At 39.1% G+C, this 14393-nt stretch carries 16 protein-coding genes; 3 read left to right on the forward strand and 13 right to left on the reverse strand.

The features are described 5' to 3' along the window. Positions 1–23 precede the first annotated feature (23 nt). The 5 genes from OK025_RS22675 to OK025_RS22695 form a co-directional block, all read right to left on the reverse strand. Positions 24–1346, reverse strand: coding sequence for a pitrilysin family protein (locus OK025_RS22675; RefSeq protein WP_317666993.1), 1323 nt, complete (start codon positions 1344–1346; stop codon positions 24–26). Continuing rightward, positions 1336–2595, reverse strand: a complete 1260-nt coding sequence (locus OK025_RS22680) for a pitrilysin family protein (RefSeq protein WP_317666994.1) — start codon at positions 2593–2595, stop codon at positions 1336–1338. The genes OK025_RS22675 and OK025_RS22680 overlap by 11 nt, the downstream gene beginning before the upstream one ends. Before the next feature lie 20 nt (positions 2596–2615). Beyond that, positions 2616–3512 carry an oxygen-dependent coproporphyrinogen oxidase gene (hemF, locus tag OK025_RS22685; RefSeq protein WP_317666995.1) on the reverse strand — a complete coding sequence of 299 codons (897 nt, stop codon included), beginning with the start codon at positions 3510–3512 and terminating at the stop codon, positions 2616–2618. Positions 3513–3532: 20 nt separating this feature from the next. Beyond that, positions 3533–4537: an NAD(P)H-dependent glycerol-3-phosphate dehydrogenase gene (locus OK025_RS22690; RefSeq protein ID WP_070560849.1), complete on the reverse strand. Its 1005-nt coding sequence runs from the start codon at positions 4535–4537 to the stop codon at positions 3533–3535. An 88-nt stretch (positions 4538–4625) separates the two neighbouring features. Then, entirely contained in the window at positions 4626–4961 is a 336-nt protein-coding gene (locus tag OK025_RS22695; RefSeq protein ID WP_317666996.1) for a Rieske (2Fe-2S) protein, read from the reverse strand. A 68-nt stretch (positions 4962–5029) separates the two neighbouring features. Between OK025_RS22695 and ychF the strand changes: the two genes are divergently transcribed. After that, positions 5030–6130 (forward strand): redox-regulated ATPase YchF, encoded by a 1101-nt coding sequence (gene ychF / locus OK025_RS22700; RefSeq protein WP_075992480.1) that lies wholly within the window; start codon positions 5030–5032, stop codon positions 6128–6130. A 326-nt stretch (positions 6131–6456) separates the two neighbouring features. On the opposite strand, the gene OK025_RS22705 is transcribed toward ychF, so the two are convergent. Then, positions 6457–6753, reverse strand: a complete 297-nt coding sequence (locus OK025_RS22705) for a DUF2892 domain-containing protein (protein WP_046676248.1) — start codon at positions 6751–6753, stop codon at positions 6457–6459. Positions 6754–6887: 134 nt separating this feature from the next. Between OK025_RS22705 and OK025_RS22710 the strand changes: the two genes are divergently transcribed. After that, on the forward strand, positions 6888–7733 hold the full coding sequence (locus OK025_RS22710) for an ATP cone domain-containing protein (RefSeq protein WP_317666997.1): 846 nt from the start codon (positions 6888–6890) through the stop codon (positions 7731–7733). A gap of 76 nt (positions 7734–7809) precedes the next feature. Here OK025_RS22710 and ispE read toward each other — a convergent pair whose 3' ends face one another. The 6 genes from ispE to OK025_RS22740 all read right to left on the reverse strand — a co-directional run bounded on the left by ispE (position 7810) and on the right by OK025_RS22740 (position 12930). Further along, entirely contained in the window at positions 7810–8625 is an 816-nt protein-coding gene (ispE, locus tag OK025_RS22715; protein ID WP_317666998.1) for a 4-(cytidine 5'-diphospho)-2-C-methyl-D-erythritol kinase, read from the reverse strand. Between the two features lie 30 nt (positions 8626–8655). Then, positions 8656–9183, reverse strand: coding sequence for an adenine phosphoribosyltransferase (locus tag OK025_RS22720; protein WP_046676245.1), 528 nt, complete (start codon positions 9181–9183; stop codon positions 8656–8658). After that, positions 9170–9616 (reverse strand): helix-hairpin-helix domain-containing protein, encoded by a 447-nt coding sequence (locus OK025_RS22725; RefSeq protein WP_317666999.1) that lies wholly within the window; start codon positions 9614–9616, stop codon positions 9170–9172. The genes OK025_RS22720 and OK025_RS22725 overlap by 14 nt, the downstream gene beginning before the upstream one ends. A 119-nt stretch (positions 9617–9735) precedes the next feature. Further along, on the reverse strand, positions 9736–10131 hold the full coding sequence (locus tag OK025_RS22730) for a hypothetical protein (RefSeq protein ID WP_317667000.1): 396 nt from the start codon (positions 10129–10131) through the stop codon (positions 9736–9738). Between the two features lie 107 nt (positions 10132–10238). Continuing rightward, complete coding sequence (locus OK025_RS22735) at positions 10239–11543, reverse strand: efflux RND transporter periplasmic adaptor subunit (RefSeq protein WP_075992476.1); 1305 nt, start codon at positions 11541–11543, stop codon at positions 10239–10241. Between the two features lie 13 nt (positions 11544–11556). Continuing rightward, positions 11557–12930, reverse strand: coding sequence for a TolC family protein (locus OK025_RS22740; RefSeq protein WP_317667001.1), 1374 nt, complete (start codon positions 12928–12930; stop codon positions 11557–11559). Between the two features lie 114 nt (positions 12931–13044). On the opposite strand from OK025_RS22740, the gene OK025_RS22745 reads away from it, so the two are divergent. After that, positions 13045–13596 (forward strand): polysaccharide deacetylase family protein, encoded by a 552-nt coding sequence (locus OK025_RS22745; RefSeq protein ID WP_411567679.1) that lies wholly within the window; start codon positions 13045–13047, stop codon positions 13594–13596. On the opposite strand, the gene OK025_RS22750 is transcribed toward OK025_RS22745, so the two are convergent. After that, positions 13593–14390 (reverse strand): DUF4249 family protein, encoded by a 798-nt coding sequence (locus OK025_RS22750; RefSeq protein WP_317667003.1) that lies wholly within the window; start codon positions 14388–14390, stop codon positions 13593–13595. The two genes, OK025_RS22745 and OK025_RS22750, sit on opposite strands and share 4 nt — an antisense overlap. Positions 14391–14393 lie beyond the last annotated feature (3 nt).

Genomic DNA, 14393 nt, shown 5'->3' on the forward strand with positions numbered 1-14393 from the left:
TCGATTTTTGTAGTCTAAGAAATTTAATTTACAACCGCTTGATGAACTGATTCAGCTTGACTGATTTTCCCAACAACAACTTTCACCATTGCATCAAAGTCCAGGTATTTATTGGCAAGATCACGCACCTTCTCTGGCGACATGTTTCGGATCTGTTCCATATAATAGGAATAATACGATAATGTCATCCCATTTAACAAAACACTTTTAAACTTGTCTGCATGCGAAAAGATACTTTCCAATGAACCCAACATAGAACCTTCCATATAGGTTTTAACGAGATTCACCTCTTCATCGGAGGCCAATGTTGTTTTCAACAAATTAATCTCCTTTTCTATTTCTGTCAAGGTTGCATGCGTTACATCTACCCCTACTTCGGTTACAATGGTCATAAAACCAGTATGCTTCAAGGTTGCGACCGCCGAACCGATACTATAGGTATACCCTTTTTCTTCACGAATATTGCGCATCAGACGGGAACCAAAAAAACCACCTAATAAAGTATTGACAAACTGTAGTGCAGGATAATCAGGATGTGTCCTTCCAATCGTCTGGCAACCTAAACGAATGGCTGACTGCAATGCATTTTCTTTTTCTTCGTAAACCAGATCATTAGATCCTTGCGCCAAAACAGGCCCATTCAAAGAAGAGTCAATAGCTGCTCCTTTCCAATCTACACCAAAAATTTGTTCCAGTTCTTGCAACAGCTCATCCGAAACATTACCTGAAACAATTAAGGTACAGTTACTAGGAACAATTTCCTGCTGGTACAATTCGATCAACTGCGCACGTGTAATCGCATCATAATCTTCCAGTTTTGGTGTACGCCCGTAACGATTATTCTTACCGAAGATCAAGTTATAGAATTTACGTCGCGCCAAATAATCATTTTTCTGAATAGAAACTTGAAACTTTTGCTTGTTATTACGCAAATAGGTATCTAACTCCTGTTGCGGAATAGATGCCGCTGTCAGAATATCTTTTACAAGCGGCAAGAGGACCTGACTGTGCCTGTTCAATGTATAAAGCGACAAAGAAGTTACGTCAAAAGAGTATTCAGGGACAAGAAATGCACCGTAGAAATCTACTTTATCTGCAATCTCTGCACTGGACATGGTATGTGTCCCCTCTTTAAGTAAGGCGCTTAAAGCACTATTTAACAACGGGTTTTCAATCTGCCCGTCAAGATAGGTATTCTCAAAGATCCATTCTATCCGCACCAGCTCCTGCTCGGGCGAATGGAAAACATAGACAGGCAATCCGTTTGCAAACTGCTTCTTGATTGGCTCTTTCAAACTTATATTTCCAATTTCACGGAACTCAGGTGCTTTTGTTCTATCCAACATGTACAGCCTCCTCTTCTTTTGATTTATACATTAATATAGAAGCATTCTCGGGTCTAAAAATAGCCTGAGCTTGCTGTTGAACTTCCTCGGCACTCACCGATAAATATTTTGAGACCTCCGTGTTAATGCCATCTGCATCACCCAGCAACTCATGGAAAGCCAAGTTCATGGCTTTATCCAAAATAGATAGTTCCGCAAAAACATTTGTCGATTCGATCTTATTCTTTACTTTTTCCAATTCAGCTGCAGGTACCAACTCGGATTTTATGACCTCCAATTCGGCCCAAACCGCACGTTCAGCTTCTTCTAGCGAGATGCCTTCCGATGGTTTTCCTTCAATGACAAAGAGGTTATTGTCGATACTTCCCATGACATAGGCGTTTATTTCACTAAATAACTGCCCCTCTTTTACCAATCGACGATACAAACGTGAGGAAGATCCTCTTGATAAAATATCGGACAAAAGGTCCATTGCGAAATACCCTTCTTCCAATCTTGCGGGGCCATGAAATGCCATGTATAGTGCATCTAGAGGCACGTCTGCCCAAGTCGTCTCACGCCTTATCTCCGTTTGCACCGGCTCTTTAGGCAATTGACGATTATATTTCTCGCCAGCTTCAATATCGCCAAACCACTTTTGGCTCAAAGCCTTTACTTCTTCAAAGTGTACATCTCCCGAAACAACCATAATTGCACTCTGTGGATTATAATGTAATTTGAAGAAAGCTTTTACATCTTCCATGGTAGCCTCTTCAATGTGGCTTAACTCTTTTCCGATGGTCGCCCAGCGATAAGGATGTACCTGATACGCTAATGGTCGCAATTTGAGCCAGGCATCGCCATAAGGTTGGTTCAAATAACGCTGTTTGAACTCTTCGCTCACGACATTTCGTTGCACCTCAAGGCTCTGTGCTGAAAAAGCCAGACTTAACATCCGGTCCGACTCAAGCCACAATGCTGTTTCGAGATTTGAGGAAGGCAAGGTAATGTAGTAATTTGTGATGTCGTTGCTTGTAAAAGCATTATTTTCACCACCTACTTTTTGCAATTCGGTATCGAAGTTCGGAATATTGATACTTCCACCAAACATCAGGTGTTCAAATAAGTGTGCAAATCCGGTCTGTTCCGGAGACTCATCCCTCGCGCCGACATCATACAAGATATTGACACAAGCCATGGCCGTATTATGATCCTCGTGTACCAATACACGCAGGCCGTTTTCTAACGTAAATTTTTGATAAGAAACCATCTGATTTTTCTTCGATGTTTTTAAATCCAGTTTATACCTTTTCGTAGTAAAGCTAAGGTTTTGGCTTCTTCTGAGCCTTCTTCAGGACGATAATCGTACACCCAATTGGCCTGGGCAGGTAGACTCATCAGTATCGACTCAATTCGACCATTCGTTTCAAGTCCAAATTTAGTCCCCGAGTCCCATACCAAGTTAAATTCGACGTAGCGTCCGCGACGGATTAACTGCCAATTTTTTTGTTGATCAGTAAAGGTTTTATGTCGATTTTTCTCGACCAAAGCGGTGTAGGTTGGTGCAAACGTACGGCCAAGATCACACGAAAAAGCAAAAATATCCTCCATGCTCATCCCTGTTTTTTCCGTATTCAACTTATCGTAAAATACACCTCCTATTCCCCGTGTTTCCTGGCGGTGTCGGATATAAAAATAATCATCCGCCCAATTTTTAAATTTTTCATAGAAAGTAGTATCATGACGATCACATACATCTTTCAGCTGCTGATGAAAATAACGGGCATCCTCTTCATCGACATAATGCGGCGTTAAATCGATTCCACCACCAAACCAACGAATCTGATCGTTTAGTTCAAAATAGCGGATATTCATGTGTATAATAGGGACTAAGGGATTATTGGGATGAATGACGATGGATACTCCGGTCGCAAAAAAATCATCTTCTTCTACAGCAAATGATTTCTTGATTGCTTCGGGTAATTTGCCATAGACAGACGAAAAGTTAACACCTCCCTTTTCCAAAATTTGACCATTCTGAATGATCCTGGTACGACCTCCGCCACCACCTTCACGTTCCCACAATTCTTCTTCAAAGCGCGCCGATCCATCTAATTTCTCCAGCGCCTGACATATTTCGTCCTGAATTTCTTTATAAGCTAAAGCAATCGCTTCTTTTGTTATCATCTACTCTATTGCTACTTTTATTATGTTAATTTTTCGCTTAATGCTTGAATAATTTTAGATGCAGGTAGGTGTTCATACAAAATTTGGTGCACGGCATCGCATATAGGTAATTCCACTGCATATTTTTTTGCATATTCCTGAATACATGCCGAAGCGTAATACCCTTCAGCCACCATATTCATTTCCAATTGAGCAGATTGTACACTGTAGCCCTTTCCAATCATATTTCCAAAGGTTCTATTTCGGCTGAATTGGGAATAGGCTGTTACCAAAAGATCCCCTAAGTAAGCCGAAGTATTCACATCCCGGGAAGTATCACCGTCCACTTTACCGACGAAACGACGCATTTCGCGAATTGCATTGGATACCAGCACAGCTTGAAAATTATCTCCGTAACCTAAGCCATGGCAGATACCACCCGCCAAAGCATATATATTTTTCAATACTGCACCAAATTCTATCCCTAGAACATCTTCCGACAGAATCGTCTTAATGACCCTCGAAGATAAAAAGGAAGCAACCAATGCAGCACTATCCAGGTTTTTACAGCCGAACGTTAAATAAGACAATTTGCCTAAGGCAACTTCCTCCGCATGGCATGGACCACCAACCACACAAATCTGTTCAATATCTACCTCATAACGTTGCTCCAAAAACTCACCGATAATCAAATTATCTTTGGGAATAATCCCCTTAATGGCTGAAACAACAATTTTATTTCTAAAATCTTCCTTCGTCACATTTGCCAGTGCATCCTTCAAATAAGCTGCAGGCGTATTTAAAATGACAATGTCCGAATTCGTAATTACATTTTTTGCATCGGTATCAATCGTTGTTATACTAAGATCAACTGAAACACTACTCAGATAAGTCGGGTTGTGTTTGAATTTTTGAATATATTCCGCATCTTCTTCCTTTCTTACCCACCAAAAAATATGCTTATCTTGGTCATTTTCGCATAGCATCTTGATCATAGCCGTAGCCCAACTTCCGCTACCAATTATACCAATCTTTTTCCCCTGCATGTCTTTAATTTGTTTTCGATAGCAAATATACTTATTTACTCCTTAGATATACGATTCACACGGTGAGATATGATACTTTCGTTACTTTCTAAGTGAATAAGCGTTGCCAAAAGCCTATTTTCAAACCGACATAATATTCTTTATCTTCTAATTTTACGGGGTAAACAGTAATAAAATCATGCTGGTCAGGATTACCTCTACCTGAAATTAAATCAAATTCGTGGCGATGAAAAGGACAGATTACTTTTCCACGCTCACACCAGCCATTTTTCAGTGGTGCTCCAGCATGAGGGCATTTTCGGGAGAAAGCATAGAGTTTGTCTTCAAACCACGTTATACAAATAATTTTTCCACCGAATTTATGTTCGCTGATGCCCTGATTTTTCAGAAAATCGGCATGTTCAATTTTGTACCAATGAACCATTCGACAAGATAGCTAAAAATTACAGTGAATTTTCTATCTTTGTGCAATTTCAAAAATTTGCACTATATATGGCTTTACAATGCGGTATCGTAGGTTTACCAAACGTCGGTAAATCAACATTATTTAACTGTTTGTCGAACGCGAAAGCGCAAGCGGCTAACTTTCCATTTTGTACAATTGAACCAAATGTTGGGGTAATTACCGTACCGGATGCCCGTCTCAATAAATTAGCTGAATTAGTCAACCCACAACGTGTTGTTCCAAATACAATCGAGATCGTCGACATCGCAGGTCTTGTAAAAGGAGCTTCGAAAGGCGAAGGCTTAGGCAACCAATTCTTAGGAAATATTCGTACAACCAATGCTATTATTCACGTTTTAAGATGTTTTGACGACGGAAACGTGATCCACGTTGATGGTTCGGTAGACCCGATCAGAGATAAAGAAATCATTGACACCGAATTACAGCTTAAGGATTTGGACACTGTTGTAAAACGTATCCAAAAGGTTGAAAAAATGGCTAAAACAGGCGGCGACAAAGACGCAAAAAGAACATTTGACATCCTATCGATCGTTAAAGATCATCTTGAGGCAGGCAAATCTGCACGGACTGCAGCGATAGAAGCTGAAGATTTTGAGTTTATTCAGGATTTAGCATTATTGACCGCTAAACCTGTACTTTATGTATGTAATGTAGATGAAGGCTCCGTCAACACAGGAAACGCGTATGTCGAACGTGTTAAGGAAGCTGTAAAAGACGAAAAAGCTGAAGTATTGATTATCTCTGCGCAGATCGAATCCGAAATTGCACAACTGGAAAGCTACGAAGAACGCAAAATGTTCTTAGATGATCTTGGCCTTGAAGAATCTGGGGTACACAAGCTGATCCGTGCCGCATATTCGCTTTTAAATCTGGCAACTTATTTTACTGCTGGTGTACAAGAAGTCCGCGCTTGGACGATTGAGAACGGATTTACAGCTCCTCAGGCTGCAGGTGTCATCCACACAGATTTCGAAAAAGGATTTATCCGCGCGGAAGTAATTAAGTATGACGATTTCGTCACGCTTGGCTCCGAAAATGCAGTAAAAGAAGCTGGAAAATTATCAGTGGAAGGAAAAACATATATTGTCCAAGATGGCGATATCATGCACTTCCGTTTTAACGTATAACCATCCCGCCTGTTCAAACAGGTAAACATAAAAAAGAGGCGAACACTTCAAAAGTATTCGCCTCTTTTTTATGCTTTATCATCTCCTTTTTTATTGTCAAAACTATGCCCCACCCAGCGGACGGGCTATTATCAAATTCGCCCTGTAAGCACAGTGAGTCCACCATGAGTCCACGTTGAGTCCACCGTTTTATTGTACAGTCACCATGCTCTCACCGTAGTCGAACCCCGCTCACAGGGCGAAGTAAACACTTCACCGTTGTTAAGCAGCCCCATAGAAGCCTCTACTTAAAACACTTTTACGTTAAGCAAGGGTTACACTGCTTGTTATTTAACAAAATAGCGATGCTCAATCACCTCTACTTTTTTGATATCCTTATCTTCCAATACTTTCTTAACATCACAATGCCCCGTTACGCCACGATAAATCAAAGCGCCACCGAGCGTTAGGCCAGACAATCCGGTAAGTGGCGATTTAAACAGTTTTTTAACACCCAAGCCCAATATGAATCCACCGGCAATCACCGACAAAACACGCTCAGAGGTGCCAATATTTTCTTCGATACAATCGTCTTCGATCTTCGTTTTTATCTTATCAAATGCAAAGTTTAGTAGGTTACTCATAATTATCTCTATTTTTTTATCGTCTATCTTATAAACAAATGGTCTCCTAAAAAAGTTTAGGAATAGAATAATAGTTTTTTATGTTGTTTCTCCGACGACATCTCTTATATTCGTATTTATCAAATTAGAAATACATGCAAATCAAAAAATATTCCGGTGAATTAGTTCCATTTAATGGTGACTCGCTGCGCCATTCGCTTTCTCGTTCGGGTGCCAATGCCGACCAGGTCAACCAGGTCTACGATAAGGTACTCAACGAAATATATGATGGCATTTCAACAAGAGAGCTCTATCAGCTGGCCTTTGACACGTTGAAAACAGTACGAAATTCCTTCGCCGCACGCTATAGCCTAAAAAAAGCCTTACGTGAACTAGGACCGGAAGGCTTCTACTTCGAAAAATACATTGCTCACCTATTACGATCCATCGGCTATGAAAGCACCACGGGACAGACCGTACAGGGGCATGCTGTTTCGCATGAATTGGACGTTGTAGCTTATAAGGACGGAAAACTGATTACCGCGGAATGCAAATTTCGAAACGATATTGACGCTAAAATATCGGTCACAACACCGATGTATTACCTTTCCAGATTCAAAGATATCAGTGGTATCAATTATCAGTTCTTTGGGAAGCAGCTGCAGTTCCAAGAAGGTTGGCTGATTACCAATGCTTACTTCACCTCCGATTCGATTGATTTTGCCAAATATTATAAGATCAATCTGCTCTCTTGGGATTACCCAAAAGATAATAGCATCAAAAAAAGAGTAGACAAAGCAGTTTTCTATCCAGTCACCTGCCTAACAACGCTTTCAGACCTGGAGGAACAGCAACTACTCAAAAACCAGCTTATTTTAGTGAAAGATATTGTCAGCAGTCCCGAAAAATTAGATCTCCTAAACCTATCAAAAGAACGGAAAGAAAAGGTTTTAAATGAGGCTCGCGAACTTATAAACTACAAGGTGGAAGAAGAGTATTAATAACATCCTAAAAAAAGCGTTATGTGTACCTGTTTGGACAAATATACATAACGCATTTTTAGGAACTGATATACTCTTACAGCTTGGTTGGATGATAGATCTTGCCATATTTTGCAAGCTCGCTTAAATCTGTTTTGTCCCAAAATATACCATATATAGCCGCGCCGGAACCCGACATAGAAGCATATATCGCTCCTTTTTGATATAAAGTTTCTTTGATTTCTTTCAACAATGGGTAACTCTCGAAAATACCATCCTCAAAATCATTTCGAATATGAAACTTCCATTCTTGTATAGGTAAACGAATTGCTTCTTCCAAATTAACTTCGGGAGCCTTAGGCTGCACGCCAGCATAAGCTTCAGCCGTAGAAATATGAATGTTAGTCATGATAACTGCAATATGATAGGCGTCCAAATTTAGATTTAAATCTTTAAAGTCGGTTCCAATTCCTGTTGCAAATACCGGATTATTTGCGATAAAAAAAGGGCAATCGGCCCCTAGCTTTGCGGCATACCCTTTCAACTGCCCTTCTGTAAGATTTAATTGAAAGAATGTATTGAGTCCTTTCAATACAAAAGACGCATCCGCAGAACCGCCACCTAAGCCTGCTCCAATGGGAATTTGTTTGATCAAATCAATTGAAACGGGCGGAATGCCGTAATCTTTTTCCAACAATTCAAAAGCTCTTATACAAAGGTTATCACGGAGATTTCCCGGGATATGTTCTCCCTGAATATTTAGTGTTGTCTCCGTAGCAGTCGTATCCAATAATTCGATAATATCGTAAATTGGAAGTGGATAAAAAACACTGTTCAGCTCATGATAACCATCCGTACGCTTGGCAATTACTTGCAGTCCGATATTTAGTTTAGCGTTTGCAAAAAGTATCATGTGAAATGCTCTAAATCGTATATTTTAAAATTAATAACTTACCAATGAAAAGATATTATCACTGAACCTGGATAATCTTCCTTTCGCCTTTAGGAAGTCCAAAGAGATGATAAAACTATAAGCGACGATCTCGCCACCAAGTCTTTCAATAAGTTTACTGGCAGCAACGACGGTACCCCCTGTCGCTAAAAGATCGTCGTGAACCAATATGCGGCTTCCTTTTTCAAAAGCATCTTCATGGATTTCAATCGTTGCCTGGCCGTATTCCAGTGCATAAGATTCAGATACAGTCTTAAAAGGTAATTTACCCTGTTTTCGAATTGGAATAAAAGGCAAGCCCAGCCTATTGGCAAGTAAAAATCCAAATAGAAAACCCCGGCTCTCAATTCCAGCAATAGCATCTATCTCTATTCCTTGCAACTGATCAATAATCGCATCAACCATTTCGCTACACAATGCCGCATCTTTCAACAAAGGGGTAATATCTTTAAAGACAATACCAGGTTTAGGAAAATCCACAATATCCCGGATTTCCAGTTTCAATTTATCTTGAATCATTCTCAAATATTAAATAAGGCGCAATCTTCGCAATCGCAAGATCTGAAAGTGTTCCTATTTTTGTCAAATCTTCTATATTGACATAACTTCCATGTTGATCCCGATAATTGACGATTAGTTTCGCATCTTTAGGGCTAAGATACGGATGTTTAGCCAATGAATTTGCATCAACTTTATTAATATTGATTTTTTTTATTCCATCTAAATTAGCTACCACAATATAGTCTTTAATTAGATCATACGTTTCAGCCGTAACTCCATAAACCTCCTTTAACTGTTCTATACGATAGAAACCACCAAGAACATCTTTATATTTCAAAATGCGTTTGGATAGAATTGAGCCTATCCCTTTAAGACTGATTAATGCCGTAGTATCACAGGTATTAATATCGATAAGTTCAGCTTTATTTCTTTCAAATTTATCATACAGCAAAGGTGCTCTGTCCTGTTGTTTCGTTCGTTCCGAATCGGGAATTGTTTTTATTTGGATGTAAGGCTCTAATCTCTTGTAAAGTCGCTCATTAATGGAGTAAATTTTCCTTAGATCGGTTTTTACCTTAAAACGCCCCCCTTTCTTTCATAATTTTTCAGTACTGCAATCTGTTTATCAGAAAGTCCCAACTTATGCCAATCAGCGTGAGGTAAATTATTTGGATCAAAATAAAATAGCTTTTCATCATCTAAATCTGTAGTCGGCGAGATGGATACAACACTTTCGTTTTTATTCACATAGGGGCTATTAAACTCCTGTTTGTTGGGTGTACTGGAAATCTCTATAGAATCGTGAAAGGACTGTTCAAAAAGTTTGGCCTGATTTGGAATAGGCTCTCTCGTATTACGTTTAATCAGCGTATAAATCGTCGCAAACAAAACGATAATCACCAAAATAATGAAAAATCCATTTTGTTCTGTTTTACTAAATTTAAAATAAGCCAATAGCCTTTTCATAAGCCGCTAACAATTGGGTTGTTTAAATTTAATAAATTATAAGGAAAATAAAAAGGGAATTATTAAAAAACAATTCCCTTTTTATTAATTATTATCTACAAAGAGATTTATAACTTTGACTTATCAACTTTTTCAACTTGACTACCGTCTTTTAAGGTTTTGGAAATCGCATCAAATGGTCTAGAAACGACCTCGTCTCCTTTTTTCAGTCCTGAAGTAACAATGATATTTTTATCATCCTGAATACCTGTCTTAACCAAAACCTGCTTAACTATTTTATCTTTTAGGACAAATACATATTCATCAACTTTCTTATTTGTATTTGTAGAGTCTTTATCATCAGAGCGCACGGTTACCGATTGAATCGGTACAACCAGTCCTTTATCGTGTTTTGTAAATATCTGAACTGTTGCAGACAGACCCGGTTTAAATGGCGATGCCACATTCTCTTTCATCAAGTCTTGATACGATTCTGCGCTGATGCGAACTTTTACATTAAAATTTGTCACCTGATCTGTCGATGATGTCGCCGTAGTTGTCGTTGCGATGTTTTTAGACGAGCTAGCGATTTCGGTCACAACACCTTTAAACTTTCTGTCCTTAAAAGCATCGACTTCAATCTCAGCCTGATTCCCTACTCTTACATTGTTAATATCATTTTCATTTACATCGACATTTACCTCCATCGAACTCATATTGGCGATACGCATAATTTCTGTACCCGCCATCTGCGCTGTTCCAACCACACGCTCACCCTTTTCAATAGACAAGAGAGAAATGATACCATCTGATGGCGCGTAAATTGTCGTCCGATTTAAATTGTCCTGTGCTTCTTTCACTGATGCCTGCGATTGGTCAATTCCATACTTTGTAGAACGAACAGTCTCTCTTTGCGCTTGGATAGAAGCCTGTGCTGCATGATATTCTGCCGAACTTTTATCCATTTCTGAGGCAGAAATAACACGTTTTTCAAAAAGTTCCTGATTCCGTTTATAGGTAGCAGCTACATTTTTGAAGTTTTCTTCCTGTTGTTTTAATTGCTGTTGTGCAGCGGCTAAATTGGCTCGCTGTGAATTCATTGCTGCAACAGATCGATCATAACCAGACTGCAAGATATCGGGTTTGATCCGACAGAGTACTTGTCCTTTTTTAACAAAATCACCTTCTTTAATGTTAAGCTCAACAACCTCTCCAGATACCTCTGAACTCAGTTTAACCTCCACTTCAGGCTGAATCTTCCCACTTGCAGAAACTAATTCATCAACATCCATCTCTTTTACTACATCCACAGCGACTTTGGTAATCTCTCCTTTGCCAAACCAGCCTGCTTTAAAACCTATAAAACCAAGGACTACCAAGAGCACAACTATTATTAATATAATTTTTCCAATGCTACGTTTTTTCTTTGCCATTTCTTTTGTTAAATCAAATAGGTAAATTGTTATCGAATTGAATTGGATTTCCGAGGTAATAATCGATGATCTTAGATCTGAATATTACATTATATTTTGCTTGAATAAGATCAAATTCGGCCTTATTTCGTTCTGTTTGAGTTGTAAATAATTCCAAAGAATTAGCCATACCAATATCGTAGCGCTCTTTTGTCGCTTTATATGCGGTTTCAGCACTCTCAAATGCGACTGTAGCCGAGCTATAGCGTTGCTTGGCTGCATTAACATCTAATACAGCTTGATTCACGGCCTTGTTTAGATTATTTTTTGCCAATTGTTCAGCGGCTTCAGCTTGCTTCAAACCGATCTTAGCCTTAGCCACATTCACTTTGTTTTGGTTATTATTGAAAATCGGAACTGTCAGATTTAACGTTGTCCCCAATGCTTTGTTCCGCCCTAACTGATCATTAAACGATAGCTTTTGTTGTGTTAAATAGTCTCGTCCTTCGGAGGAATAATTTGTGCCATAACTTATACCAAGATCCAATGATGGATAATACCCCCCTTTGGCAATTTCTATTTGCTTAGCAGCAACATCTTTATCCAACGCGGCTTTCACAATGTCCGGTTGATGACGTAAAGCTGTTTCATAAACATCGACAGCATTACTATTTTCGACTTTTAAGATAGAAAATTCAACATTTGGCCTAACCAACGAGATTTCTGTCTGCGGTGGCATCTCCATCAACTGCTTCAATGTCAACAGGGAAAGCTGATAGGAATTCCCTAGGTTAACGCTGTTTAGCTGATCTGTTGCCACCTGGTTCTTAGATTTTGCGATGTCGGCTATTGTTTTGTTTCCCACAGCAAATTGTATGGAATCTAATTTATATTGCTGTTGGGAGAGTTTAAGTTGACCTCCACTGGCTGTATAAAGTTCATAGTTAGTGATTGCATCAAGATAAGTAACCAACACATTCAGCACCAGATCGTTTTTGATCTTTTCAACCTGGGTCGCAGCAGATTCCAACTGCGACTTGGTCGCCTTAATCTGATTAACTTGTTGAAAGCCTTTGAAGAGATTCACATTAGAACTTATGGAACCATATGCTGAATTGGTCCAGTGATTTCCGGTGATAGGCTGCCCCGCAACCTGATCGAAGAAAAACCCGTAGTTTAAACGCTGTGTTGCTCCCGCATTTAAGTTCGGGTACAAATTCGATTTCGCTTGAAATACATCTTGAGCAGCCAAATCTTTACTCAATTCCGCTTGCTTTATTTGTACATTTCGTTCCAAAGTCATGCGAATGGCTTCAGCCACATCTACAACCTGTTGGGCTTGAACCAAATCATTAGTTCCCAGAAATAATCCAGTAAATATTACTGCAGAATAATAAAATCTTTTCATGTCCATATGTAGAACCATACATTTTTTTTTAGATTTGAACTTCATTTCTCGGTTATGTATTTTGTCAAATCTCCATTCTTCCTTAGATGGCTATATCCTAAATCGATATGGAATATGCCACGTCATGAAAAAAAAGTCTACCTTACTTTTGACGACGGTCCAATTCCTGAAATTACACCTTTTATACTCGATATCCTAAAAAAATATCAGGCAAAGGCAACATTTTTTTGTGTTGGTGAAAATATTAAAAAAAATCCACATTTGTTTCAACGAATTTTAGATGAAGGGCATCAGGTCGGCAACCATACTTACAACCACCTCAAAGGCTGGGAAACAAATGACGAACAATATTTAGCGAATGTTAAAAAATGCCAAAAACTGACTCAAACAGATCTTTTTCGTCCGCCTTATGCCCGAGCAACCAAATCCCAACTCCGACAACTCTATAAAAAATACCGTGTGATTATGTGGGATATTATGTCGGGTGATTTTGATCCAAATTTAAGTCCTCAGAAATGCCTAGAAAATATTTTACCCAACATTCAAAATGGCTCAGTTATTATCTTTCATGATAATATCAAAGCCATTCCTCGTGTTAAATATGCACTACCTAAAACAATAGAATTTCTATTAAAAAATCACTATCAGCTTGCAAGGATAGATTAAGGTTTTTTTCGAGCAAACGTCACTTCAGATTCATAATATTTGCCAACACTGACACTGAAGTATCCCAGCGCATTATTGGTCAGATTTGAAATCGGGTTAGCAGGTGAAGCCGCACCGGGATTAATCATCTGAAAACTATTCCAGTAATTATAAGCCCCCACATCGATACATTGCCGTAGGATGCGCACGCGATCACCAACTTTTAAATCACGATCGCGGTCAATAATATCATGCTGTACTTCTAGACCGTTGTTATATTTATCATTAAATACATCGATGAAACGTAATTTGCCCCCATTGACCGACATTTTATATTTATAATAATTGCCTTTTTCCGGTGGATCAATGAATACCAGCGTTGGATAGTAAATTGTATCTGTAAATATAACCCGCTCCGAAAGCCCTATAGAATCCACGTCGACATAGCTGGGCACCGTTGATGTTCCCTGTATTTCCTTCCCATCGGCAGTCTTAACCTGCAACTGGTAAGTGACTTTCTCCTGCAAACGCAATGTCTTATTGCTATAAACCCCGTCGTGGCCAGCCTGAAACGTATAAGTCCGATTATTCTGCATATTCTTAACAATTACTTCAGCATCTGTTATCGGAGAAAATAGAGAATCTTTAATGCTTACAACCTTCTGAATACTAATTTCGTGCTGGTGATCCGAAACCATCAGATCGGCAGTAATAACCAATTGGCCTGTATTTTCCGGCAGTTCCAGGTCTATTTTGTCCTCACAGCCCCATAAAGTAATTATTGAAACAGCTATAACACCTAATATCTTCTTCATTCT

Source organism: Sphingobacterium sp. UGAL515B_05 (genome assembly GCF_033097525.1).
Taxonomy (GTDB): domain Bacteria; phylum Bacteroidota; class Bacteroidia; order Sphingobacteriales; family Sphingobacteriaceae; genus Sphingobacterium.